This window comes from Amycolatopsis sp. NPDC051128 (genome assembly GCF_040682715.1).
Classification (GTDB): domain Bacteria; phylum Actinomycetota; class Actinomycetes; order Mycobacteriales; family Pseudonocardiaceae; genus Amycolatopsis.
On the sequence record NZ_JBFBBN010000006.1, the window covers coordinates 171754 to 197195 of the forward strand.

General features: G+C 67.7%; 18 protein-coding genes. 4 read left to right on the forward strand and 14 right to left on the reverse strand.

Annotated elements, in window-relative coordinates; all coding sequences use genetic code 11:
• Position 1: 1 nt before the first annotated feature.
• Together AB0M82_RS09825 and AB0M82_RS09830 are read right to left on the reverse strand one after the other, a co-directional pair.
• Complete coding sequence (locus AB0M82_RS09825) at positions 2 to 316, reverse strand: hypothetical protein (RefSeq protein ID WP_364719312.1); 315 nt, start codon at positions 314 to 316, stop codon at positions 2 to 4.
• A 67-nt stretch (positions 317 to 383) separates the two neighbouring features.
• Positions 384 to 1280: a LysR family transcriptional regulator gene (locus AB0M82_RS09830; RefSeq protein WP_364719314.1), complete on the reverse strand. Its 897-nt coding sequence runs from the start codon at positions 1278 to 1280 to the stop codon at positions 384 to 386.
• Positions 1281 to 1350: 70 nt separating this feature from the next.
• Here AB0M82_RS09830 and AB0M82_RS09835 point away from each other — a divergent pair, with 70 nt between their 5' ends.
• The 3 genes from AB0M82_RS09835 to AB0M82_RS09845 all read left to right on the forward strand — a co-directional run bounded on the left by AB0M82_RS09835 (position 1351) and on the right by AB0M82_RS09845 (position 4832).
• Positions 1351 to 2325: a putative sulfate exporter family transporter gene (locus AB0M82_RS09835; RefSeq protein WP_364719317.1), complete on the forward strand. Its 975-nt coding sequence runs from the start codon at positions 1351 to 1353 to the stop codon at positions 2323 to 2325.
• Positions 2326 to 2444: 119 nt separating this feature from the next.
• Positions 2445 to 3929, forward strand: coding sequence for a sialidase family protein (locus AB0M82_RS09840; RefSeq protein WP_364719319.1), 1485 nt, complete (start codon positions 2445 to 2447; stop codon positions 3927 to 3929).
• Between the two features lie 171 nt (positions 3930 to 4100).
• Positions 4101 to 4832 (forward strand): hypothetical protein, encoded by a 732-nt coding sequence (locus AB0M82_RS09845; RefSeq protein ID WP_364719322.1) that lies wholly within the window; start codon positions 4101 to 4103, stop codon positions 4830 to 4832.
• A 103-nt stretch (positions 4833 to 4935) separates the two neighbouring features.
• Here AB0M82_RS09845 and AB0M82_RS09850 read toward each other — a convergent pair whose 3' ends face one another.
• The 5 genes from AB0M82_RS09850 to AB0M82_RS09870 form a co-directional block, all read right to left on the reverse strand.
• Positions 4936 to 5277: a suppressor of fused domain protein gene (locus AB0M82_RS09850; RefSeq protein WP_364719324.1), complete on the reverse strand. Its 342-nt coding sequence runs from the start codon at positions 5275 to 5277 to the stop codon at positions 4936 to 4938.
• 48 nt (positions 5278 to 5325) lie between these two features.
• Positions 5326 to 6087, reverse strand: coding sequence for a hypothetical protein (locus tag AB0M82_RS09855; RefSeq protein ID WP_364719326.1), 762 nt, complete (start codon positions 6085 to 6087; stop codon positions 5326 to 5328).
• A 141-nt stretch (positions 6088 to 6228) separates the two neighbouring features.
• Complete coding sequence (locus AB0M82_RS09860; protein ID WP_364719328.1) at positions 6229 to 6633, reverse strand: hypothetical protein; 405 nt, start codon at positions 6631 to 6633, stop codon at positions 6229 to 6231.
• Positions 6633 to 8654, reverse strand: a complete 2022-nt coding sequence (locus AB0M82_RS09865; protein WP_364719478.1) for a polymorphic toxin-type HINT domain-containing protein — start codon at positions 8652 to 8654, stop codon at positions 6633 to 6635. The genes AB0M82_RS09860 and AB0M82_RS09865 overlap by 1 nt, the downstream gene beginning before the upstream one ends.
• A 324-nt stretch (positions 8655 to 8978) precedes the next feature.
• A complete protein-coding gene (locus AB0M82_RS09870; RefSeq protein ID WP_364719331.1) occupies positions 8979 to 9236 on the reverse strand; it encodes a hypothetical protein in 258 nt (85 codons plus the stop codon).
• 126 nt (positions 9237 to 9362) lie between these two features.
• Between AB0M82_RS09870 and AB0M82_RS09875 the strand changes: the two genes are divergently transcribed.
• Positions 9363 to 9821: a hypothetical protein gene (locus AB0M82_RS09875; protein ID WP_364719333.1), complete on the forward strand. Its 459-nt coding sequence runs from the start codon at positions 9363 to 9365 to the stop codon at positions 9819 to 9821.
• A gap of 292 nt (positions 9822 to 10113) precedes the next feature.
• On the opposite strand, the gene AB0M82_RS09880 is transcribed toward AB0M82_RS09875, so the two are convergent.
• The 7 genes from AB0M82_RS09880 to AB0M82_RS09910 form a co-directional block, all read right to left on the reverse strand.
• Entirely contained in the window at positions 10114 to 10689 is a 576-nt protein-coding gene (locus AB0M82_RS09880; protein ID WP_364719335.1) for a suppressor of fused domain protein, read from the reverse strand.
• 97 nt (positions 10690 to 10786) lie between these two features.
• Positions 10787 to 11275: an SUKH-3 domain-containing protein gene (locus AB0M82_RS09885; protein ID WP_364719337.1), complete on the reverse strand. Its 489-nt coding sequence runs from the start codon at positions 11273 to 11275 to the stop codon at positions 10787 to 10789.
• A 17-nt stretch (positions 11276 to 11292) separates the two neighbouring features.
• Positions 11293 to 12333, reverse strand: coding sequence for a polymorphic toxin-type HINT domain-containing protein (locus tag AB0M82_RS09890; protein WP_364719340.1), 1041 nt, complete (start codon positions 12331 to 12333; stop codon positions 11293 to 11295).
• 253 nt (positions 12334 to 12586) lie between these two features.
• Positions 12587 to 13051 carry a DUF4265 domain-containing protein gene (locus AB0M82_RS09895; RefSeq protein ID WP_364719342.1) on the reverse strand — a complete coding sequence of 155 codons (465 nt, stop codon included), beginning with the start codon at positions 13049 to 13051 and terminating at the stop codon, positions 12587 to 12589.
• Positions 13052 to 13484: 433 nt separating this feature from the next.
• Complete coding sequence (locus AB0M82_RS09900) at positions 13485 to 14141, reverse strand: hypothetical protein (RefSeq protein ID WP_364719345.1); 657 nt, start codon at positions 14139 to 14141, stop codon at positions 13485 to 13487.
• Between the two features lie 70 nt (positions 14142 to 14211).
• A complete protein-coding gene (locus tag AB0M82_RS09905; protein WP_364719347.1) occupies positions 14212 to 14640 on the reverse strand; it encodes a hypothetical protein in 429 nt (142 codons plus the stop codon).
• Positions 14641 to 14654: 14 nt separating this feature from the next.
• On the reverse strand, positions 14655 to 25364 hold the full coding sequence (locus tag AB0M82_RS09910) for a LamG-like jellyroll fold domain-containing protein (protein ID WP_364719349.1): 10710 nt from the start codon (positions 25362 to 25364) through the stop codon (positions 14655 to 14657).
• Positions 25365 to 25442: the final 78 nt, after the last annotated feature.

Here is a 25442-nt window from a genome sequence, read left to right on the forward strand (position 1 = left end):
TTCACTCCTCGCGTTGTCGTATCGCCGACATTCGCACGATATATCGCCGTTGGATCGGCCGCAACCGGCCGCCAAGGGAGGAAGCAACGTTCGCCAGTGCCGCGACCGAGTTTCCGCGGGCTTCCGGAGGGGGCCTCATGCGCCCCAATGTGGCGTTGGTTGCGTCCAGCGCACCCAATGTGGCGTTCGTTGCGTCCAGCGCACCCAATGTGGCGTTCGTTGCGTCCAGCGCACCCAATGTGGCGTTGGTTGCGTCCAGCGCACCCAATGTGGCGTTCGGTGCGTTGGACGCACCGAACGCCACATTGGGGCGCATGAGCCGGACCCCCGAGGCACAGGCGAGCCTCGGCGACCACAGCGCGGGCGCAGGTGACCCGCGAGGCTCAGCCGGACTTGACCGCCAGGGCCAGCAGCTCCGCCGCCGGGCCGGTGAGCCGCCGTCCCGCCGGCCACACCGCCCGCAGCACCCGGCCCAGGTCCACGCCGGCCACGGCCACCGGGACCAGCCGGCGGCCGGCCACCTCCCGCACCACGTCGAGGTCGCTGATCACCGCGGGCCCGGCCCCGGCGATCACCGCGTTCCGCACCGACGACGCCGAACCCAGTTCCAGCAGCGGCCGCACCGGACCCGCCCCCGCACGCCGCAACGCCGCCTCGACCGTCTCGCGGGTCCCCGAGCCCGGCTCCCGCACCACCAACGGAGTCGCGGCCAGCTCCGCCGCGGTGAGCGGACGCCGTCGCCGCGCCCAGACGTGCCCGGGCGGGACCACCACGACGAGCCGGTCCACCGCGACGCGACGGGTCGCGAGGCCCGGCCACGGCCCCGGCGACTCGACGAAGCCGAGGTCCACCCGGCCGCGCGCGACCAGGTCGGCGACGTGCTCGGAGTTCACCACCTCGAGCCCGACGTAGGTGTCCGGTCCGGTCCGCTTGACCTCGCCGATCCAAGCGGGCACGAAGTGCTCGGCGAGCGTCATGCTCGCGGCGACCCGCAGTTGCGCGCCGCGCTGGGTGCGCAGGGCCTCCGCGCCGGTGCGCAGCCCGTCCACTTCGGCCAGCACGCGGTGCGCCCAGCCCGCGATGACCCGGCCGTCCGGGGTCAGCGCCGAGCCGCGCCGGGTCCGGTCCACGAGGGACAGTCCCAGCTGCCGTTCCAAAGTGGACAGCCGTTTGCTCGCCGACGGCTGGGCGATGCCGAGCGCCCCGGCCGCTTGGCCGATGCTGCCGAGGTCGTCGACGAGCACCAGCAGGCGCAGCGAGTCGAGATCGGGTCCGGTCATAGCCTGAGTCTATGACCTCCGCCGCGACCGGCGGCTACCGGAAACCCCGCCGCCGGGCGACGCTGGAGGCATGGCACTGACGTCGGCGAAACCGCTCCTGCCCGGCCTGGCGATCACCGGGCTCGGCGTCGCGGCGGCGTACGCGCTGAGCTCGGCCTGGCCGGTGGCGGGCGCGCTGACCGCCGCCGTCGCGCTGGGCATCGTCGCGGGGAGCACCCCGGTGCTCACCGAAGAGCACCGCGAAGCCGTCGCCCGCGTCACGAAACGCCTGCTGCGCGCGGGCGTCGTCCTGCTCGGGCTCCAGCTCGCCGTCCCCGCCGTGCTCGCGCTGGGCCCCGGCACGCTCGCCGCCGTGGTGCTGACGGTCGCCGTCACCTTCCTCGGCACGCTCGGCCTCGGCCGGCTGGTCCGCGTGCCGCGCGGCCTCGCCCTGCTGGTCGCCACCGGGTTCTCGATCTGCGGCGCGTCGGCGATCGCCGCGATGGAGGGCGTGGTCGACCGCGAGGACTCCGACGTCGCGACCGCAGTCGCGCTCGTCACGTGCTACGGCAGCTTCGCCCTCGGCGTGCTGCCCCTGCTGGCCCGCTGGTGGGGCCTGGACGCGACGCGGACCGGCAGCTGGGCCGGGATCTCGGTGCACGAAGTGGCCCAGGTCGTCGCGGCCGCCGGGCCCGCGGGCGCCGCGGCGGTGGGGGTCGCGATCGTCGTGAAGCTGAGCCGGGTCGTCCTGCTCGCCCCGGTGGTCGCGCTCGTCGGCGCCGCCGAACGCACCCGCCGCGGCGGGCACGCGCCGCTCGTCCCGCTGTTCGTGCTCGGCTTCCTGGCGATGGTCGCCGTCCGCGGCACCGGGCTCGTCCCGGCGTTCGCGCTCGACGTCGCGAAGACGGCGTCGACCCTCCTGCTCGCGGGGGCGCTGTTCGGGCTCGGCTGCGCCGTCCGGCTCGGCGCGTTGCTCCGCGGCGGCGGCCGGGCGCTGCTCCTGGGCCTGCTGTCCACGCTTCTGGTACTGGCGACCGGCTTCGGCACCCTGGCCGCGTTCACCTGAAGTTTCCCTCCAGGCAAGGCGATACAGGTCGTTATACGCCCGGTTGTACAGGTCTTGTACGGGCCGCGTCGAAGCTGTCGGCAAGACGTAGGACGTAGAATGACCTAGGGAGCTGCATCGTGAAAATCACCCGACTCGCCCAAGGCCTGCTGGCCGGGCTGCTGGGGTGCGCCGCCCTCGCCGTCCCGGCCGCCGTCGGCGCCGCCACCGCCCAGGCCGACGTGGCCAGCTCGGTGGTGTTCGCCAGGGGCACCGACAACCACGACTGTTACCGCATCCCCACCATCGTCAAGGCGAACAACGGCGACCTGCTCGCCTTCGCCGAAGGTCGCAACGACGGCGCCAGCTGGTGCAACGACCTGGGCAAGATCGACCTCGTGATGAAGCGCTCGATCGACGGCGGTAAGTCGTGGGGCCCGCTGGACACGGTCATCACCGCCTTCGGTGATGTGAAGGGCAACCCCGCGCCGATCGTCATCCCGAACAGCAACCGGATCGTGCTGCTGTCGACCATGCAGTGCTTCACCAGTCCCGACTGCGGCCGGATCCCGCGCGTGTCCATCAGCGACAACAACGGGGCGACGTGGAGCGCGCCGAAGGTGCTGACCACGGAACTCGGCTTCTCGACCGCGCCCGGCTGGCTGGCCACCGGGCCGTCCCACGGGATCGTGCTCACCCGCGGGGCGCACAAGGGCCGGCTCGTCGCCGGGATGAGCTACTCGAACATCGGCGCCCTGATCTACAGCGACGACAAGGGCAGCACCTGGCACCTCGGCGCCACCGACAAGCCGACGACGAGCGCGATGAACCCACAGGAGATCAGCGTCACCGAGCTCAACGACGGCCGGATCTACGCCGCCGCCCGCAACCAGGCGAACGACGGCAACAAGTGCCTCGAGGGCGGCACGCGCAATCGCGCCTTCGCGATCAGCTCGGATGGCGGCGCGTCCTTCAGCTCGAAGTTCGCCTTCGCGACCGACCTCGTCGCGCCGACCGTCGAGGGGTCGACGGGCCGCATGAGCGCCACTGACACCGGCGGCAAGTACAACCGCCTCCTGTTCGCCGCGCCGTCCCTCTGCGGCGAACGCAAGGACCTCCGGGTCCACTCGTCGTTCGACGAGGGCGCCAACTGGACCGGCACCGCCGGCAGCTTGCTCGTGTGGGGCGAGGACGCGGCGTACTCGGACATGGTTCCGCTGTCCGCGTCGTCGGCCGGAGTGATCTTCGAAGCAGGAACGGGGGGCGAATACCGCAACTCGATCCGCTACGCCACGATCACCGAAGCCGCGCTCGGCGCCCCGGCCTGCGGTGGCGGCTACAGCGTGATCGACTCGCAGCCGCTCGGCGCGGCGGGCACGGTGTACCTCTCGTACAACGCGGCCAACGGCAAGAACTGCGTCAGCACGATGAAGAGCGCGTCCACCGGGACGGCCACGGCGACCTCGGCCTACCTGGAGGTCAAGGGTTCGACGCGGGTCACCGACTCCGGCTCGTTCGGCTACTTCGCCGGCCCGGTCTCGGCGGCCGCGGCGGACAAGTGCGTGAAGTGGGGCGGCGCGACCGGTGACCAGGCCTACAACAGCGAGTTCGAGCACTGCAGCTGACCGCTCGTGGTGGCCGGGCCCGGCGGGTCCGGCCACCACCGGCCGGATGGGGCTGGCGGCCTACTCCGGAAGCAGGCACGAATCACACCCCGTTGGGGTAACAGCTCACGGATCCGGGCGATACCACGATCGTGCCCGGGGTGCCCGGGCCTGACGAACGGACCCTCAACCATGACTCGTCTTCGCCCGGGAGTGCTCGCCGCCGTCGGCGCCATCATCGTCTTCTGCGGCGCCTGCTCCGGTGGATCCCCCGCCTCGACGCCGGCGGCGGCCACCACGCAGCCGTCGACCTCGGCGGCTCCCACGCCGCCCGCGCTCGACGCGGCCGAGGTCGGCTCGGCGGTCACCGACGCGGCCAAGCAGGCCACCTCGGTGCACATCCGGGGAGCCGTCTCCGAGGGCGGCAGCACCACCCTGGACCTGCAGCTCGGCCAGGACCGTGCGACCGGGACGGTCACGCAGGACGGCACCGAGATCCCGGTCCTGCGGGTCGGGGACAAGTACTACTTCCGGTTCACCGACTCCCTGGTCAAGAAGGCCGGGATCCCCGCCGCCGCGGGCAAGCAGCTCACGGGCAAGTGGGTCCCCTCGACCGCGGCGGTCGGCGCGGGCATCGCCGAGGCGTTCAAGCAGTTCCTCGACTACAAGACGTTCCTCGACAACACGGTCGGCCAGCTCGGCAAGTCGACCTTCACCGGCGGCGAGCCGGCCACGGTCGACGGCGCCGCGGCCCTGAAGTTCACCAGCCCCGACGGCACGGCCACCGTCGCCGCGGACGAGCCGCACTACCTGCTGCGCATGCAGGACCCCAAGAGCGGCGCCATGGACTTCAGCGAATGGAACAAGCCGGTGACGGCGACGATCCCGCCGAAGGCCGAGATCTACTCCGGTCCTGGCTCCTGACCCAGGCAGGCTTTGCTCCTCGCGGCGGTCGCTTTCCTCGTGGAAGCGACCGCCGTGGTGTCAGTGCCCTCTCCGGCGAGCCCGAACGCAGCACACCGACTGGTTACCGGGCGGTCGGCAGCGGGAGCTCCTCCCGGTGAAGGTCCAGGAGGTCCGGGTCGTACTCGGCCAACAGGCTTTCGAACCTTTGCCAGCCGTTCACGCTCACGAACTCGGCTTCGCGGCGAGAGATCGGCACAATCCAGACAATCGCGGCACGGCGCCGTCCCACCACTGCTGATCGCACCCAAACCCGGCTCCCGTGAAAAGGACCAGCCCCGCAGCTGGCACCTCGCTGCGCGGCCGACCCATCCGCCTGGTACCACGGCATGAAGCGGCTACGCATCCACTGGGAACGCCGCGACGACATCCACGAAGCCTTCCTCAGCCTCGCCACCTGCATCATCTGCTACAGACACGTCCAACGATTCTGCCAGGAACTCTTAGCCGCGAATCAGTCGAACCACTCACGGAGCAGATCGTCCGCCATACGCGAGAGGATCGTGCACTTCGTCGGCAGCAGCGCGGCCGGATCGGACAGCCGCTCGACCAACCTTTCCAGACAATTCCGAACAATCCGATCACGACCGTAAAGCTGCTCGACCATGGAAGTCGATGTCAGCTCCAGGTAATCAGCCAGTCCTTCGCGCAGCTCGACGCAGACTGCCTCGCCGACGGCAACTTCCCCACTTGAATCCGCCAGAGCGGCCGACGCATCGACCAACCGCCACCCAACATATTGGTCGACCGCGAAGATCAACGACAGCCCTTGCGAGATATCCAGGAATGTCAATTCCTGATCAGCCGCAGAGCCGGAACCCATGAGGCAGGTAAGCACGTCATCAGATCCGTAATGTCGAACGGTGGTCGACGGGGAGAAGAAGTCAGCGATATCGACCAAACAAATTGCGCCACTCATCGAGCGTCCGCCCAACTCCGACTTGCGAGCGGGTTCCCATACCTGGTCGGGAACATGCAAGGCAGCACTGACGAGAACGCCGCTTCTATTGTCGAAGCGGAACTCATCCACCGAGACAGACGAGAACCAGTCGACACTCCCCACCGTATTCAGCACATGCGACTCGTGCTCACCGCGCCCCGGCAATGGACCAATCACCACCATCTTCTCATCGGCAATAAATCGCGGAAAAGCCTCGACGATGCGCTCGGAATCCACGACCACGCTTCGACCATGGAGACTCAGCTGAGAAGTCATGTCAATTTCTCCCTTCAGCCGCAGTCGCATTGCCGGGGGAAAATTTCACGCCCAGGCGGAAGCGTACCACCACCAGGAGCCCGCACTTCGCCATTGACAATCTCCATCTGCACCGACGAAATCAAATTCGTAGCACGTATCTCACGTGTGGGGCCCGACCAAGTCATCGACCATCAGCTGAATGGACGAGAAGGTTTGACGATCAACAGTCAATGGTGCAGCAAGCGTCTCGACCCAAGAAAGCCGATCGCTTTCACCGAGCTCGCGCCAGCGCGGATGAGACGCCGCGCGACTTGCCACCACAGCCCATAGGTGGGGATGTCGAGCAATCTGATACCAGGCAGCTTGCCGCTGACTATGTCCCGCCGACCCACTCGAGCGCAGCTCTTCGATCAGACTGTCTCGTAAGACCGCCAGCGCTGCGGCGTAGACAGGGCTACCGATCAGCAATTCCGATTCGTCTGCCCGTTCAAATTTCACCAACATTCCGGCACGAAGCAGCGCCTCCAGCTGATTTGTTGATTCCAGCTCGATCAGCACTGACATCAGAAGGGATTCCTTCCATGGTAGATGACATTTTCAGCGGGAATCTTCAGAGAACCTTCGAAGATCAGCTCATTCGGTTGCGATCCAGTTCGCAGTTCAACTCCCTCAGACATTCGAAATGCAAGAAGAAAATCTGCCTTGCCTGAGTACTTCGGGTTCCCAATAAAAATGTTCTGTTCAATTTCGGCCGGGCCTCCCATTTCCTGCGTCACATGCACCTTTCCAGCGTTCGCACCGATCCTCAGGCCTCCGCCAGGTGTCACGATGCCCGCATGCCCACCCTCACTCGTGTAGTGAAAATAGACATTATCATCAAGATTTTCCGCGATATTCTGCGCATCGTGAGCAGCCGAGTTACCACAGTTGTGGACGAGGACCGGGATGTCGCCCGCCAGCACATAGTACGTGTGCAGCTGGTCGATCGTCAGGTCGTAGGTGACCTCCGTCGAGTGATACGGCGTCACCTCCTCGACGGTCGCCTCACCCCCGTCCGCGGTCTGCAGACGGTCACCCACCCGCAAGTTCACCGCTTCCACGAACGCGCCACGCGTTACGTCGTAGAACGGGTGGTGGTACGTCGTGGTCACCGTCGCCGGAGCCGCCGAGGCCGTAGCCGCCCCACCTGTGACGACAGCGGCAGCCACCGCCAGGCCCGCCACCACGCGGCCGACCGCGCGGCGCACCCGGTTCGGCTTCACCTTCAGGTCCACGAAGTCGTGGTCCGTCTCGGTGACGATCACCCGATCCACCGGGTGCGCCTCCAGCCCCGCCTTGCCCGGCTGCGAGTTCGCAACCCGATCCCCCACCTTCAGCGCGGAGATCGGCTTCGAAGAACCATCGGCCAGCAGGACCTTCGTGGAAGCGAGGAAGCTGTGAATCGGACACGCCGCCGGCTCCTCCGCCGAACTACGTCCCCGAGCCCGCAAACCGCCCAACGCACCGAACGCCGCACCACCCACACCACCGGCGACCGCACCCGTCTTCGCCGCCGACAACGCACCGCCCACCGAACAATCACGGCCGCAGTTCAACCCGTAACCGGCCAACGCCGTCACACCGCCGCTGATCGCCCCCGAACCCGCACCCACCAGACCCTGCGTCGCCACCTCCGGCAACACGCCGTTCAACGCGTCCGACACCAGCTTGCCACCCAGCGGACCCGCCAAACCCGCGCCCAAAGCACCACCCAGCGCACCCAAACCGACCGCCTCGACCGCGCCCACCGCCGAACAGTTGTGCGCCTTCGAACAATCCATCCCGTACGACACCGCACCACCGACCGCGCCACCGATCGCCGCACACCCCACCGCGCCGATCCCCAACGTCGCCGCCGTACACGCCGCACCGACCACCACACCCGCCGCGATCCCGGCGATCGTCGACGCGTGCTCCTTCGCGAACGTCGCCACATGCGACGCCGCCGACGCCGCCGCGTGACCGACCGCCACCGCCGCCGTCGCCACCGCGTGAGTCACCGTCTTCGCCACCGACACCGCCGCGTGCGCCACCGTCCTCGCCGCGTGCACCACCGCATGAGCCGCCGTCTTCACGACTTTCGCCACGTAGTGGTACGCCGTCTTCACCACGTGGACCGCCGCGTGGTACACGTGCTTCACGAACCGCACCGCGCGGTGATAGGTGTTCTTCACCAGCCGCACCGCCGCGTGGTAGCCGTCCCGGACCGCGTTGTAGCCCGCCACCGCCACATGCACCAGCGGCTGCACCACATACGTGTTCACGAAGTGCGCCGCCGGCTGAATCACCTCGTGGTAAACGAACGACGCCGCCGGCTTCACGAAGGTGTCGGACACCCAGTCCCACAAGCCGTGCCCGGACGGGTCCGTGCCCGTCATCGGGTTGTCGTCCACATAGGCGAACTTGTTCGCCTCCATCGGATTCGGCACCGGGCTGTTCGACACCGTGTCCCGGTTCATGAACTGCCCGACCGCCGGGTTGTACCAGCGCGCCGCCATGTTCACATTCCCCGTCGACCGGTCCGTCCAACCCGACTGGTAACCCAGCTACCCCTCGGCTATCTCACTCGATATCTTGACATTTACTCCACAGGTCACTCACGACCGGATGCATCGACATCTCGGAATACTCACACTCAAGCTTTTGAATTTCCCGCTTTGCAACCAAGTGCACCGCGTGCGAGAACTCAGAAACCGACGCAGTCAATACTTGCTGCGCAAAGTTGCACTCGATGCGAACTTCATCGCCATTCCTTCGAAGGGAGACCCACTGGTCAAGTTCCGTAAAATTGTACGAGTATGCGGAATCATCACTACGACACATGCACCCGCCTCAGGCAAGCGGCTTCGCCATCTGACACAACCGAACCATCAGCGCCGCACCCTTCGCTCACTTGACCAAACCGGGTCGCGGAAGAATATGCGTGTCAATTGTCTCGTCCGAAAGTCGGACGGGCCGCCACAGTTGTGCACGAGGACCGAGATATCGCCAGCCAGCACATAATAGGTGTGCAGTTCGTCGATGGTCAGGTCGTAGGTGACCTCGATCGAGTGATACGGCGTCACCGCCACCACGTCTGCTTCGCCACCGCCCGCCGTCTGCAGGTGGTCGCCGACCTGCAGGTTCACTGCCTCCACGAACGCATCGCGTTATTCGACCCCCGACGCAGGGCAGGGGGCCGACTTGTCGCGCCACGTGTCACGTCGTAGAACGGGTAATACGTTGTCATCAAGATCGCCGGTGCGGCCGACGCCGTGGCTGCCTCGCCCGTCACCACCGCCGCCGCCGCCGCCGCCGCGGCAAGTCTCGCCGCCACGCGACCCACCGCACGACGCAAACCGCTCAGCTTCACCTTCACCCACGAAATCGTGGTCGGCCTGAGTGATCACTACGATAACCTGAAAGCGCTATTCGAAACGCTTGGCGATAACCCAAATATCATACTCTTCGGTTGTCACGCCACAGACAACAGTACCATCGATGGACATCGCCACAAACTCTGGCTCTTCCGCAATCGCGGCAAGGTGATGCGCCATTACAGGCACGCGCCCACACCGTACTCGCGCCCACGGAAGACTACCCAACTCTGCACCTCCCACACTGACAAGGAAATCCTTATTCCCATCAAGCATTCCCACCTCCGACCCAAGCCTTCTCCACAAAGAATCGACTTCGTCAAGATACTTCGAACCGGAACGACGGCCGACTGTTGACGACGGAACAACGCTCCCACCGATAATCAGTCTCCACGCCTCGGCCGGCTCCGGAACTTGACCAGACCAAGCTCTGTCGACCACCTCAAGCCGCGCAGCTTCAAGCATTCGATCGCGCGTTTCGAAACTCACGGACCCACTGCTCGCCTTCATAGTACAAGTGATGACTGCCACCAACTGGTGAATACCGTTCAAATTCACCCAACGCGATCCGGGAGGTTCCAGGAGTTGAACCGGGTGATCGTCGGACCTTCGAGACAGACCGAAGTGACCGCGCAGCGGTGTCAGCCGTTCACCGGGTGGCCAGGGGGAGCTCCTCTCGATGAAGATCCAACAGGTCCGGATCATGCTTGATCAACTCGTTCTCGAACTCTCGCCAGCCGTTCGCACTGACGAACTGAGCTTCGCCTCGAGAGATCGGCACTATCCACACGATCGCGGCACGGTGTCCGTCGTCCAGGTCCACGCCCGCGAAGCCATCGTCGTAGTAAACCGGCGCCGCGGCGTACCACGCTTCCATCCGGCTCCCAGGGACCAGCGGACCTCGGGGGCCGATCACGTCCCCACGCAGAAGTGCTCGGCCGGAAGCCAAAAGTTCGTCGGCTACTTGCCCAACGAGGCCTGGTAGGTATTCCGTGCCCGGGCCGCCCCGCTCGCCGGCAAGGAGTTCCAGGCGCAACTTCCGCCCGGACCTCGGCGACACCAGATCATGGCGGCTCAAGCCGATCGTCGAAAAGGATTGGACACCGGAGATCGTGCCGTCCGCGAAGGCGGCAACCCGGAACTCTCGTGGCCGTCCATCCGAATCTTTCGACCAGCCAGCGGCGATGAGGCCCAGATGCGCCTCCAAGTGTTCGATCAGTCCCATACCTCATCCGCCGAATCTCGAATCGTCGTTCCCCCACTCCGGTTGCACGCAGGACACTCGAGGCTTGTTCCCTGCTGGTACCGTAGTCGTCCGCGCTTCAGGTCAACTGCGGCGGCCACGGCTTTGCACCAGGCGCCAGCACCCTAAGACAACGCAACGGATGATCGGCCATCAGCGCAAACCTGATGGCGTCTTCGACGGATTCTCCGAGTTCCCATATCCACCCCAGACCCGTGGCCACTACATGTCCTGACGCACCAACAAAGACACTCGATGAGCTTAACCACTCAGCGAAGGGATACCACACATCCCCAAGCTCCTGGCTGAGCTCCTCAGCTAGAGCGAAGTGCCCAGAACCAGCGAGTATCGGATCCACGTTCAGCGGCTCATCGTTACTGAAGTTTGGCCCTTCGGTATTGACCGGGCCAATCTCAAGCCCGCCGAACGAACGAAGAGACTCGGCCGCGATATCAGTCAAGTGGTACCCCTGCGAGCCTAGTTCCGCTTCCCATGCAGAGATGTCGATTTCCCGATCAGGTGTCCAACCCGCGACTCTGAGCTCTTCCAGTACCGGCGAAGGAAACACCCGTGGCATAGTCACCATTACCCCACTCCAATTCCGAGTCCTTCAAGCAACCGTTGACATCTCCCACACGGAAATGCAGGGGTGCCTTGTTCAGCCGCGCGCGACGACATTGGATTCCGAACGTTTACGGTGCGCATCATGCCACCAGAGATTGCAGACGGCCCCTCCGCCGCGTACGCCTGGATGAGGTAGCCAACCTCTGCGCAGCCACCGTGATGTCCAGCAGCGGAAACCGCATCTTGCAGTTCTGGCATGTCTTGCAGCTCACCTGCCGTCCCGTGGCGGTTCGTACTGTAGTATTTCTCTCCGGACGGCGACGTGTACTCCGATGCGAACTTGGTGCCCGGCACCTCGCGCTGACTAGCCGCAAAGTCCTCGAGCGCTTCGCCGCAGTTGTGGACCAGGACCGGGACGTCGCCGGCCAGCACATAGTACGTGTGCAACTGGTCGATCGTCAGGTCGTAGGTGACCTCGGTCGAGTGGTACGGGGTCACCTCCTCGACCGTCGCTTCGCCGCCGTCCGCGGTCTGCAGGTGGTCGCCCACCCGCAGATTCACCGCTTCGACGAAGGCTCCGCGTGTCACGTCATAGAACGGGTGGTGATACGTCGTCGTCAAGGTCGCCGGTGCGGCCGAGGCCGTAACCGCGCCGCCCGTTACCGCTGCCGCGGCCACGGCGAGTACCGCCGCCGCCCGGCCGACCGCCCGACGCGCCCGGCTCGGCTTCACCTTCAGGTCGACGAAGTCGTGATCCGTCTGGGGCACGATCACCCGATCGACCGGATGTGCCTCCACCCCGGCCTTCCCCGGCTGCGAGTTCGCGACCCGATCCCCCGCCTTCACCGAGGAAATCAGCTTCGAAGTTCCGTCTGCCAACAGCACCTTCGTGCCCGCGAAGAAACTGTGCGCCTCGGCAGTCTCACACTTCGAAGAAGGAGCTTCCTCCTCCGCGGCCGAGCTGCGACCCCGGGGCCGCAGACCACCCAACGCCCCGAACGCCGCTCCCCAGACACCCCCGGCCAGCGCACCCGAACCCGCCGCCGACAACGCACCACTCACCGAACAGCGCCGCCACAGTTCAGCCCATACCCCGCCACCGCCGTGACACCACCGCTGACCGCGCCCAAACCCGCACCCACCAGGCCCTGGGTCGCCACCTCCGGCAACTACCTTGCCCTGCCGCGATAATCCGCCTGATCAGGTACATTCCGGACAGGTTGCGGACTGGTCGGCGGCAACGGTTGCCCAACCGAGGCCGAGGCGCCGCCATGCCGGTGGCCTCCACGCCTCACACCGGCAACGCCCGGGCTCATCAGCTCGGCAACTGGCGCCGGTGCACCTGGGAAAGGGCACTCTCCTGAATCTCGATCGAGCCGGCATCGACCTTGCCGACAAGCCAGCTGCGCAACTCGCGGTAATCAACCGCGGGAGGAATGTCGACAGCCACCAGGCTGCCGAATTGACCCGCCGACTCCCAGCTACACCCTGCCTCGCGCAGCCTGGCTTCCACCGCCGACCTCTCGGCGTCCCCGATGAACACGATCCTGATCGCGGAATGCCCTGACTCTGCGGTGAACTCCTCGAAAACGAGCTCCCTGCGTTCGTGGTCAGGCCGCACTCGAACAAGGTCTCCAAATGCGATTCCCCGCGCGAAGAACGGCGTATTGACGAGCTTGATCTCCATTCTCACGTCGGTTTTCTCGCCCCACAGCCTCTCCACCGATACGGGAGGCCACCCGGGACGCTCCGGTTCGAGATCGAAGGCGACCTTGAACAACCTGGAGCCGTCCGCGGACCGAGGGGGGTCACTACTGTCACTCACGTCCACCTCTCACCACCCCTCGGGCAAAAAGTCTCGCAGTTCATTGTCCCACTCTAGGTGCGATTCCAGTCGGCCGTTTCCCCCACATTGGGGGCGCGTGCGGGTGCACGCGAGTGCCTCACCGTAGACGAGGCTTGCTGCACCGCTTTCCTTGCCCTGCCGCGATAATCCGCCTGATCAGGCATAATTCGGACAGCTTGCGGGACCGGTCGGCGGCAACAGTTGCCCAACCGAGACCGAGGCACCCGCCGATTCAGGAGAGTGCTCCCTACCTCGCGCAGCCTGGCTTCCACCGCCGACCTCTCGGCATCCCCGATGAACACGATCCTGATCGCGGAATGCCCTGACTCTGCGGTGAACTCCTCGAAAACGGAACCGCCGTTCCTTGTCACGAGGCCGTGGCCGCCCCGCCCGTAACGACAGCGGCAGCCACCGCCAGGCCCGCCACCACGCGACCGACCGCGCGGCGCACCCGCCTCGGCTTCACCTTCACGTCCACGAAGTCGTGGTCGGTCTCGGTCACGATCACCCGATCGACCGGATGCGCCTCCAGCCCCGCCTTCTCCGGCTGCGAGTTCGCAACCCGATCACCCACCTTCAGCGAAAAGATCGGCTCCGAAGAACCATCAGCCAGCAGCACCTTCGTGGAAGCGAGGAAGCTGTGAATCGGACAGGCCGCCGGCTCCTCCGACGAACTCCGACCCCGAGCCCGCAAACCACCCAGCGCCCCGAACGCCGCCCCACCAACACCACCCGCCGCAGCGCCCGAACCCGCCGCCGACAACGCACCCGACACCGAACAGCTCCGGCCACAGTTCATCCCGTAACCGGCCAACGCCGTCACACCACCGCTGACCGCCCCCGAACCCGCACCCACCAGACCCTGGGCCGCCACCTCCGGCAGAACACCGTTCAACGCATCCGACACCAGCTTGCCACCCAGCGGACCCGCCAGCCCGGCACCCAACGCACCCAAACCGACCGCCTCGACCGCGCCGACCGCCGAACAGTTGTGTGCCTTCGAACAATCCATCCCGTACGACACCGCACCACGGACTGATACGCGACTTTCACCCGTCAAGGTGCGTTCAAAGCATCGAAACTGTTGCTTGAGACTACCGTCCAGGAGGCGCACTGCCAAGAGTTCGCATGAATTCTTCCCGATCGCCTATCGCGTAGTATGCCTCGTATACCGCATTCAATGTAGCACTCAGAGAGTCTTCCAATGCGAACCCGACTGCAGCCACCGCACGAGCCTTGGCAAAGGCGGTCAAATATTCATCTTCAGTCGCAGAGCCGATTTCGACTGCCTCCTGAATATCCCAGGCCCTCTCGTCAAGTTGTTGCGTCAGAGCACCGACCTCGTCTCGAATCGACGGATCGACTTTTCCTATGTGACGCAGCCCGTTCGTCGCATCGATGACAACCTGGTCCGATAGACCCGTTCGCTCAACCGCCAGCTTACATATCCTTTCGACGATCTGGCGCCTCTGCTCAACCGAAGCGGCTCCAAGCATCTCGACCAACTCCGGAGAAATCCGCATTAGTCCTGACTGACTCATTTCAGCGGACTTCCCGGTATCGCTCCCGCATCCTCAATAGCCGAGGCGCACGCTGGGCAGATCGGCCGTCCGGCACCAACCACCATGGGTTTGATTCCGTTTTCTCTCATGTAGTCGAGGATACTCACCTCGGCGTGACCTGCGCCGGTCGCCACCTCCTCACCCAGTGCGATGGCATCTCGGACGCCTGGCCTAAGGTAGCCGTTGGGTTCACTCGTCCCAACGACGGTGCGAGGAACGCCATTCGCATCAACACCTTCGCCGACACCCATCGTCACCCGGCCTTGTGATCCTGCCGGCAGCTTGGCCTGCAACTCTGCAGCTCGTGGTCCAGCCGCAGAGCCGCAGTTGTGGACCAGCACCGGGGTGTCGCCAGCGAAGACGTAGTACGTGTGCAGCTCATCGATCGTCAGGTCGTAGGTGACCTCCGTCGAGTGATACGGCGTCACCTCCTCGACGGTCGCCTCACCCCCGTCCGCGGTCTGCAGACGGTCACCCACCCGCAAGTTCACCGCTTCCACGAACGCGCCACGCGTTACGTCGTAGAACGGGTGGTGGTACGTCGTGGTCACCGTCGCCGGAGCCGCCGAGGCCGTAGCCGCCCCACCTGTGACGACAGCGGCAGCCACCGCCAGGCCCGCCACCACGCGGCCGACCGCGCGGCGCACCCGGTTCGGCTTCACCTTCAGGTCCACGAAGTCGTGGTCCGTCTCGGTGACGATCACCCGATCCACCGGGTGCGCCTCCAGCCCCGCCTTGCCCGGCTGCGAGTTCGCAACCCGATCCCCCACCTTCAGCGCGGAGATCGGCTTCGAAGAACCATCGGCCAGCAGGACCTTCGTGGAAGCGAGGAAGCTGTGAATCGGACACGCCGCCGGCTCCTCCGCCGAACTACGTCCCCGAGCCCGCAAACCGCCCAACGCACCGAACGCCGCACCACCCACACCACCGGCGACCGCACCCGTCTTCGCCGCCGACAACGCACCGCCCACCGAACAATCACGGCCGCAGTTCAACCCGTAACCGGCCAACGCCGTCACACCGCCGCTGATCGCCCCCGAACCCGCACCCACCAGACCCTGCGTCGCCACCTCCGGCAACACGCCGTTCAACGCGTCCGACACCAGCTTGCCACCCAGCGGACCCGCCAAACCCGCGCCCAAAGCACCACCCAGCGCACCCAAACCGACCGCCTCGACCGCGCCCACCGCCGAACAGTTGTGCGCCTTCGAACAATCCATCCCGTACGACACCGCACCACCGACCGCGCCACCGATCGCCGCACACCCCACCGCGCCGATCCCCAACGTCGCCGCCGTACACGCCGCACCGACCACCACACCCGCCGCGATCCCGGCGATCGTCGACGCGTGCTCCTTCGCGAACGTCGCCACATGCGACGCCGCCGACGCCGCCGCGTGACCGACCGCCACCGCCGCCGTCGCCACCGCGTGAGTCACCGTCTTCGCCACCGACACCGCCGCGTGCGCCACCGTCCTCGCCGCGTGCACCACCGCATGAGCCGCCGTCTTCACGACTTTCGCCACGTAGTGGTACGCCGTCTTCACCACGTGGACCGCCGCGTGGTACACGTGCTTCACGAACCGCACCGCGCGGTGATAGGTGTTCTTCACCAGCCGCACCGCCGCGTGGTAGCCGTCCCGGACCGCGTTGTAGCCCGCCACCGCCACATGCACCAGCGGCTGCACCACATACGTGTTCACGAAGTGCGCCGCCGGCTGAATCACCTCGTGGTAAACGAACGACGCCGCCGGCTTCACGAAGGTGTCGGACACCCAGTCCCACAAGCCGTGCCCGGACGGGTCCGTGCCCGTCATCGGGTTGTCGTCCACATAGGCGAACTTGTTCGCCTCCATCGGATTCGGCACCGGGCTGTTCGACACCGTGTCCCGGTTCATGAACTGCCCGACCGCCGGGTTGTACCAGCGCGCCGCCATGTTCACATTCCCCGTCGACCGGTCCGTCCAACCCGACTGGTAACCCAGCCGCCCCTTCACGTCCGCCGACGCCAGCACGTTCCCGAACGGGTCATACGACGTCGAACCGGCCAGCGCGGTCCCGGTCGCCGTGAACGTCCCCACCACGTCGGTGTGCTGGTCCACGAACGCGAACGCACCGCTCCCGCCGGAGGCGATCCCGACCAGGCCGCCGCCCGGGTCACGGCTGTAGGTCGACGTGCCGTCCGACGCGATCGCGTTGCCCATCCCCGAGAACGAGAACGTCGTCGTCGCACCCGACGCGATCGTCGTGTCGGTCAGGTTCCGCTGCAGCGCGTCGTAGCCGAAGCTCTGCGTCCCCTGGACGACCATCTGGCCGAACGCGTCCGAAGCGGACACCAGGGAACCGGTCGACGATGCGCGTTGCCGCAACGTCCCCCGCGCGCTGTAGCTGTAGGTGTTCGACCCGTCCGACGTCAGCTCGTTGCGCTCGTCGTAGGTGTACGTCGACGAGCCCACCTGGGTCCGGTTGCCCGAAGCGTCATAGCCATAGGCCACCGTGCTCACGCCGTTGTTCCACGACGCCAGCCGGTCGGCCAAGTCGTAGGTGTAGGTGTTCGCCGCCGAACCCGCGAACCCGGCCGTCGTCTTCGACGTCAGGTTGCTGTTGCCGTCGTAGCCGTAGGTCACCGACGCGATCGCCGCTCCCCCGGCTGTCTTGAGCGCGTCGCCGGTCAGGCGGTGCAGGCCGTCGTAGGAGAACGTCCGCGCGTTGCCCGTGCCGTACTTCACCCCGCTGACCTGGTTGAGCGTGTTGTAGCTCAGGGTCTGCGTGCCGCCGGTGGCCGCGTCGGTGATGGTCGAGAGCCGGTCGGTGTTGTCGTAGCCGTACGACGTGGTGCCCGCCGCGTCGGTGCGCGAGGTCATCAGGCCGTCGGTGTTGTAGGCGAACGACGACGATCCCGCCGAACCGCTCGCCGTCAGCAGGCCGCCGCGGTCGTTGTAGGTGAACGTCTCGCTCGAAGCCACCTGGTGGTCCGAGTGGCCGGTGACGCCCGCTTCCGCGGTGGCGGCCGAGGTCATCCGGCCGCCGGGGTCGTAGCCGAACGTCCGGGTCGCGGTCGCCGCGTCGGCGCCGCTGCCGGACTGGCTGACCAGGTTCCCGTCGTCGTCGTAGCCCGCCGACACGGTCACCCCGCCCGGCTCGGTCCGGGTGACCGGGCGCCCCGCCGCGTCGTAGACGGACGTGAACGTCCTGTCTGCGTCCGCGGTGTAGGCGGCCGTGGCCGGCTCGACCAGGGCCTCCGGGAGGTTCCAGGCGTTGAACCGGGTGATCGTCGGGTTGCCGCGGCCGTCGGTGAACCGGGTCCGGTTGCCCGCCGCGTCGTAGCCGAACGACGTCGTGATCGACGCCGTGGCCGAGACCGGCTGGATCTCGCTCGCGAGCCGGTTCCCCGCGTCGTAGGTGAACGTGCGCGCGGTACCGCGTCCGTCCACACTGGACGTCAGGCGGCCGCCGGCGTCGTAGGTCGCCGACGTCTGCTGGAGCACCGCGCCCGTCGCGTCCTTGCGGGCCACCTGCACCGGACGGCTCGACTGGTCGTAGGCCGTCACCGTCGAGGTGCTGTCGGCGGCGGTGACCGTCGTCCGCTCCCCGAGGTAGCTGTAGCCGTACCGGGTGGTGTTCCCCGCCGGGTCGGTGACCGAGGTGGTCTCGCCGAGGGCGTTGTAGCCGTAGGACGTCACCGCGCCGGCCGGCGTCGTGGTCGACGCCAGGTGCGCACCGCCGGGGTTGCTCGCCGAAGCGGCGTAGGAGTTCGTCGTCGTCGCGGTCAGCGTCGAGGGGTAGCGTTCGAACGCCGTCGACGTCAGGGGCCGGGACAGGAAGTCGTAGGTCGCCTCGGTCCGGGCGCCGTTCGCGTCGACGACCGAGAGCCGGTCGCCGTTGGTGTCGAACGTCGACACCACCTTCGCGCCGGACGGCCTGGTCACCTGGGCCAGGTCGCCGAGCTGGTCGTAGGCCAGGGTCGTGACGTGGCCGAGCGGGTCCTTCTCGGCGACGACCTGCCCGAGCTTGTCGTACGTGCGCACGGTCGTCGCCGTGATCGGCGTGCCGCCGGGCGGGGTGTAGTTCGGGTTGGTGACCGAAACGGCCTGCCCCTCCGCGTCGTAGACCGTCGTGATCTGGTTGCCGTCCGGGTCGACGGCTTCGACCGGCTCGCCGAAGGTGTTGTACCCGGTGGTGGTGACCGGGTGCACGGCGGTGGCCGGGCCGCCGTTCGTCTCGGTGTTCACGGTCGGCGCGGTCGTCACCGCGGGTTTCCCGGCCTCGTCGTAGGCGTACGACGTCGTGTTGCCTCCTCCGTCGGTCATCGACGTCGGCAGGCCGCGCTGGTCGACGGTCCAGGTCGTCGTCTCCGCCGCCGACGAGGCGGCGGTGCCGCCGTTGCGGCCTCCGTTGTAGACGGTCGTGACGTCGGCGGCCGTCAACGCCCGCGAGTAGGCCTGGACGCTGTCGACCTGGCCGGTCGCGTAGTTGCCGTTGGCACCGAGGTACCAGCCGTGGCCGATCACCAGCGGGCCGCCCGACGCCATCGGCGACGGGTCGGTCGTGCTCCCGGCCGCCGCGCCGTTGACGTACAGCGTCATGGCGCCGGTGCCCGAGTTGTACACCCCCGCCAGGTGCGTCCACACCCCGGCCTGCGCGTCGGCCGACGACTCCGCGCGATAGGCGGTGGCGTTGGACGCGTCGGTGCCGAACCGGGAGAACGACCACTTGTGCGTGCTCGGGTCGTACTCCAGGTAGAGGCCGCTCATCACGGCGCCCTTCTGGATCACGTACGTCTGGAACGCCGAGCCGAGCGTGGCCGGCTTGACCCAGGCGGAGACGGTATAGCTCGCCGCGGTGTTGAGGACCGGGCCGTTGGTGGCGATCTGGGAGCTCGTGCCGTCGAGGGTCGCGGCGCCGCCGGACCACGTGACGGCCGAGGCCGCCGCGGTGTTGCCGGTCCCCGAAGAGTCGGTGACCGTGGTGCCCGAGGTCTGGTTCAGCTTCCACCAGCCGACCGGGTGCCCGGTGCCGTCCGCGGCCACCGACCGGGAGGTGAGCACGCCCATCGGGTCGTAGGACGTGCTGACCGTGCGGCTGGCCCCTGACGGGTCGGTCTGCGTGCTCGTCGCGACCTTGTCGTCCGGGGTGTAGGACACCGACGTCGTGCGCGCCGCGCCACCCGGGTCGTCGACGGCCTGGAACACCCGGCCCGCGGCGTCCACAGTGGAGGCCGAGGTGTTCGCGCCGTTCCCGGTGACCTTGCCGACGAGGTTGCCGGCCGCGTCGTAGGTGTTCGACTCGGTGACGAACGACTGCGTGCCGCCCGGGTTCTTCTTGGTGACCGTCGCGGTCAGCCCGTTGTCGGTGTAGGTGTAGGCGGTGACGTTGCCCATCGAGTCGGTTTCGGACGCCAGCCGCCCGGCCGGGTCGTAGGCGTTGGACTTCTGGGTCACGAACGTCGCGGGCGTCGGGTCGGCGGGGTTGCCGGTCGACCAGAAACCCTGCGTGAGCAGTCGGCCTTCGCCGTCGTAGGTGAAGTCGGTTTCAGTGCCGTTGGCGTCGGTCTCGCTCTTCTTGTTGCCGTAGACGTCGTAGGTGTAGGTGGTGACGTTGCCGTTCGCGTCCGTGGTGGAGGCGACCTGGTCCTTGTCGTTGTAGGTCGAGCTCGTGGTCCGGGCGGCGTCACCGCCGGTGCTGTCGGAGACGGTCTGGGAAGTGACGCTGCCGTCCGCGTTGTAGACGCTGGTGGCGACGGCGGTGTGCACCGCTCCGGTCACCCGGTCGGTCACCGCGGGGTCGGTCTGCGTGACGACCTGGTCGTTGCTGTCGTAGGTGTAGGACGTGACCAGGCCCGCCGGGAAGCTGTCGGAGACCGCCGTCTTCGTCAGCACGCGGCCGAGCGCGTCGTAGGTGAAGCGGGTGACCAGGCCGTCGGCGTTGGTCGTGCTCGCGACGTCGCCGTTGTGCAGGTACGCGATCCGGTTGACCGCGCCGCCGGGTGAGGCCGTCTTCACCGGCAGCCCGGCGGGGACGTTCCCGGAGTCGGCCGCGGGGAAGGCGGACGTGCCGTCGCTGTAGGTGATCGTCGTGGTGCGGCCGTTCGGGAAGCCCGGCACCGGCGGCGTGGTGACCGTGGTGCGGTTGCCCGCGGTGTCGTAGCCGAAGGTCGTCAGGTAGGCCGGGTCGGTCACGCTCGACGACCGCGGGTCCCGCGAGGTCAGCATCAGGTCGTTGCGCGCGTCGGCCGTCGTCAGCTGCGCGGTGGTGTCGTCCGGGAAGTACGTCGAGTAGGACGTCGAGCACTTCTCGGCGGCCTGGTCCTGGCAGGTCGTCTGCGAGACGACGTTGCCGCGGACGTCGTGGCCGACGGTGACCACGTTGCCGTTCGGGTCGGTGGTCGTGTGCAGGAAGCCCGAGGTGTCGTAGCCGTAGGTGGTGCGCTTCCCGTTCGTGTCCGTTTCGGACACCTTGTGGTTGCCCGCACCCGGTTCGTACTGCTGCACCGCCGTCTTGCCCGCCGGGTCGGTGATGGTCGACGTCGTGAGCGGCGCGAGGCCCTGCGAGTTGCCCGCGGCCAGGAAGTGCTGGGTGACCTGGGCGGCGGTCAGCGCCGACCGGTAGTAGGCGACCTCGCCGAGCGAGCCGTTGAAGTAGTTCCAGGTGTTCCCGGACGGCGCGGCCGGCCAGCCGTTGCTGTTGTAGACGCCGGCGCCGGCGAAGTTCAGCGGGTCGCTGTTGAAGATCTGCGCCGACAGCGTGCCGACCTGCAGGCCGTCGAGGTAGAGCACCTGGCTGGTGTTCGCGCCGCTGAGCACGACGTGGTGCCACTTGCCGTCGTTCACCTTGCCCGGCGAGGCCATGCCCGCGACGGAGTTGTCCCAGAAGTGCCCGTGCAGCTTGCCGTCCGTGCCGACGTACAGCACCGGCATCGCGCCACCGGACGGGTTCGCGGCGCCCAGCGCCGAGTTCCCGGTCGAGAACAGGGTGCCCGCCGCCGTCGACGTGGTGTTGAACCACAGCTCGACCGACGCGGTGGTCGACGCGCTCACCAGGTGGTCGGGCAGCGTGACGCCGGCGACCGTGCCGGGGAACTTCGCCGCGGTCGAGTCGGTGAACGGGCCGGCCACGCCGAGCGTCGCGTTCGTGTAGGCCGACGGCCGGTAGTTGACCTCACCCGCGGGCGAGGCGGTGCCGGGCGCGTCGGCGAGCCGCTGGTAGAGCTCGGGTTGCGAGCCGAGCACGGCACCGCGGTAGACCTGGCTCGACCCGGTGGCGGTCAGCGGCGCGTACTTCCAGGTGCCGCCGTTCTCGTCGCCGATCTGCGTGACCGCCTGGGAAACCGGGTCGTAGGACACGGTCGTGTGCACCGCGCCGGACGGGCGGGTGATCGAGGTGAGCAGGCTCGCCTGCTGCTTGCCGGCCTGGTAGAGCGGCATCTCCTGGACGCCGGGCACGGACCGGTCCCAGATGCCGACGTCGGCGATCTGGCCGTTGAAGAACGTCGCGGTGCCGGGCTGACCGCTGTGGGACTGATCAGGCCAGGCGTTGCCGAGGAAACCCGCGCCGATGAAGCGGTTCTGTGGGCCCATCGGGACGATCGCGCCGTTCGAGGACCCGACGAACTGGCCGTCGAGGTACATGCCCTGGCTGGTCGAGGAGTGCGTGAACACCACGTGGTGCCAGGCGTTGTCGTTGACCGGGTTGGCGGTGGTGATCGTCTTGTCAGTGCCGCCCGTCCAGTACTCGCCGACCAGCTTGCCGTCGTTGCCGACGTACAGCGCCGGCGTGTACTGCGACGCCGGGCTGGTCGTCTCCGTCAGCGGCATGGTGCTGTAGGAGAACAGGACGCCGTTGGTGGCCGCGGTCTTGAACCACATCGACACCGACATCGTGTTCGGCGCCGAAGCGTCCGCCCGCGGCAGCTGCAGGTACGACGACGTGCCGTTGAACCCCGCCGCCGTCGCCGAGGACCCGGCCAGCGGACCGGCCTGGCCGAGCGTGACGTTTTGGTAAGTGGCCGCGTCGGTGCCTTCGTTGGTGAGCACGGCGCTGGCGGCGGTCGTGCCGGTCGTCTCGGCCAGCGGCCAGAACGAGTGCGGGCCGAGGTCGAGGATGCTGGTGCGGTACGGCGAACCGGAGGTGTAGCCGTACCTGGTGCAGTCGGTGGTCGTGCCGGGCGGGCAGACGGCGGTGAGCTGGTCCCCGGTGTAGCTGTAGGTCCAGGTCAGCGGCGCGCCCGCGGTGAGGTCGTCGGTCGAGACCGAGGTGACGTGCGGGTTCGTGGCGCCCGCCGGTGTGGTCCAGGCCAGGTGCAGCGCGCGCCCGGACACCGCGGACGTCAGCGCGGCGGGGTGCCCGCCGGACACGGTGAGGTTCACCGCGCGGCCACTGGCGTCCGCGATGGACGACAGCTGGTAGGCGCCGGAACCGAGGGCCTGGGTGAACGTGTAGACGGTGTCGTTCTTGTCGGTGAGGCTGTACCCGCCGGTGATCGCCTTGAAGGTGGCGAACCGCCCGGCCGGCGGGGAGAAGGTGCCGTCGGCGTTCTTGCCGTACCCGACTTCGGACCCGTCCGGGTAGGTCACCAGGACGCTCACGACCGTGCCGGAGCCGTCGAAGTCGTACTGCTCGGCCGCGCGCGCGTCGAACACGCTCGACCAGCCCGCACCGAACGCGCCGGTGGACCGCGGGTCACGGGAGTTGTAGTTGCGCACCACCGAAAGCGCCGGGCCCGCCGTGCGCACCTCGGCGTCGGTCGCCGACGTCGTGTAGTTGCCGATGCTCGGCTCGACGCCGTGCACGCCGGTGTTCTGGGACAGCGACGAAGTCACCAGCGGCTGGTCGACCGAGACGGTGAGCGGGTTCCACGGCGGGGCGGCCGAATAGGACGCGCCGTCGTAGGCCTGGACCGCCCAGTAGTAGGTCTGGTTGTACTTCAGCTTCCCGGCCGGCACCCGCCAGGTGCCTTCGGTGACCAGGCCGGAGTCGGCGATGGTCGAGCCCGCCGAGTCGGCGACCTGGTAGCGGTACTTCAGGGCGCTCGGGCCGGCGTCGATGTCGTGGGCGGTCGCGAACAGGAACGGCACCAGGCTCGTCGTCGTCCCGCCGGCGCCGGGGAAGGCCGAGTCGACGACCGGCGGCACGTTCCCGCTCGTGGTCAGGGACAGCACCGGCTGGTAGCCGGCGTTCATCAGCCAGGAGTCGAACTGCTTCCAGTGCAGGGAGTCGTTGTTCGCCGCGTAGACCGCGAGGCCGTTGTCCGCCACCGATCCGTTGGCCCAGCCGGTGAACGTCGCCGTCGAGAGCGGGACGTTCACCCAGTCGCCCACCGTCCGGTCGGCAGCGCGGTTGGCGCACGCGTTGGGCACCGACGGGGTGACGTTGCCGATGCTGGCGCCGAAGGACGGCCCCGGGTACGCGCTCACCCCGGACGGCGTCCACGCCTGCGTCACCGGGGCGACGTCGAGGCGGGCCGCGGTGCAGGTCGACGCCCAGGTGTCGAACAGCTTCAGCGTCGCGGAACTGACCGTGACCTGGGAACCGTCGAGGTCCTTCGGGAACTGGAGGAACGTGTTCGCCGAGTCGGGACCGGAGTTGTACGACCCGATCTTGACCGTCTTCTCCATCGAGTGGTCGCCCGGCGCGCCGATCTCCGCGTACGTCGAAGACGGCGTGTCGGTGAAGGTCGGGTCGACGGTCACCGGGAACACCCGCGCCGGGTCGGCCAGCCACTTCGGGTCCAGCGTGATCTTCAGCGCCGGCTTGCCCGCCGCGGTGGTCAGCTCGTACCCGACCGCGTAGGTGGTGGCCGGGACGCCGGAGACCGGGTCGACCTTCGCGTCGAAGGCGTAGCCGCGCGGGATCCGCTGCCGGATCGCGCCGGCCCCGTCGAGCAGGCTCACCGAGCCGTCGGTCTCCAGCCGCGGCGTGAGCCCGTCGAGCGCCAGCGGGAACACCCACGAGTTCGCCGCGGCCGCCGAGTGCAGGACGAGGGATTCCTTCAGCCCGGTGGTCGTGGGCTCGAGCGTGACGTCGGTGCCCGGGAGCGCGCCGAGGTAGGTCGCGGCGTGGCCGTCGACCCGGGGCTTGACGGCGTGGGCGTTCTGGAGCCCGTACGAGATCGTGTGTCCGTTGTCGACGGCCAGCTTGGCGAGCGCCGGATCGGCCGCGTCGGCGGCGAAGTCCACGCTCAGGGCGTTGGCCGTCTCGTGCCAGCGGCCGTCCTGGCCGCCGCGCACGGACGTGTCGATCGGCCGCCAGCCCCAGGGGCCGTCGGCGAAGTTGACCGGGCCGCGCGTGTAGTCGCGGGTGACCGAGCCGTCGGCGTTGGCGAAGTAGTTCATCGTCGCGGTCGACTTCGCCGCGTCGCGCCGGCTCGTCGCGGGATCGAAGCCCCGGGACGCCACGCCGCTCGGGCCCGGGTTCACCTTCTTGCCGTGGCCGTTGTCGGCGGGCAGCTCACCGCGTCCGGTGCCGGGCGCCTTCCCCGCGCCGCCGGTGGCCCGGGTCGACGCGGTGGTCGCGTCGTGCCCCTTGCCGTCGGCCGTGCCGGCCGCCTGCCGCGGCGTCGCGCCCCACTGCGGCGAACCGGAGAAGAGCGAACCGAGCCACGAGCCCAGCTCCGCCAGCGGCAGGTGGCCCAGCGCCAGCTGAGCCGCGTCGGCCTGCCCGCTGCCGAGCGACAACCCCAGTCCCAACAGGATGGAGGCAGCACAAAGTCTCACGGCACGGCGACGCACGGGTCCCCCTCGATGTCCATCCCCGACGAACGGCGG

What these genes read in the sequence shown, in the direction of transcription:
- AB0M82_RS09905 (WP_364719347.1), bottom strand. Translation starts at nt 14,640, where the DNA reads ATGCGGATTTCTCCGGAGTTGGTCGAGATGCTTGGAGCCGCTTCGGTT.
- AB0M82_RS09880 (WP_364719335.1), bottom strand. Translation starts at nt 10,689, where the DNA reads ATGGGACTGATCGAACACTTGGAGGCGCATCTGGGCCTCATCGCCGCT.
- AB0M82_RS09860 (WP_364719328.1), bottom strand. Translation starts at nt 6,633, where the DNA reads ATGTCAGTGCTGATCGAGCTGGAATCAACAAATCAGCTGGAGGCGCTG.
- AB0M82_RS09850 (WP_364719324.1), bottom strand. Translation starts at nt 5,277, where the DNA reads ATGATGCAGGTGGCGAGGCTGAGGAAGGCTTCGTGGATGTCGTCGCGG.
- AB0M82_RS09825 (WP_364719312.1), bottom strand. Translation starts at nt 316, where the DNA reads ATGCGCCCCAATGTGGCGTTCGGTGCGTCCAACGCACCGAACGCCACA.
- AB0M82_RS09855 (WP_364719326.1), bottom strand. Translation starts at nt 6,087, where the DNA reads ATGACTTCTCAGCTGAGTCTCCATGGTCGAAGCGTGGTCGTGGATTCC.
- AB0M82_RS09835 (WP_364719317.1), top strand. Translation starts at nt 1,351, where the DNA reads ATGGCACTGACGTCGGCGAAACCGCTCCTGCCCGGCCTGGCGATCACC.
- AB0M82_RS09845 (WP_364719322.1), top strand. Translation starts at nt 4,101, where the DNA reads ATGACTCGTCTTCGCCCGGGAGTGCTCGCCGCCGTCGGCGCCATCATC.
- AB0M82_RS09830 (WP_364719314.1), bottom strand. Translation starts at nt 1,280, where the DNA reads ATGACCGGACCCGATCTCGACTCGCTGCGCCTGCTGGTGCTCGTCGAC.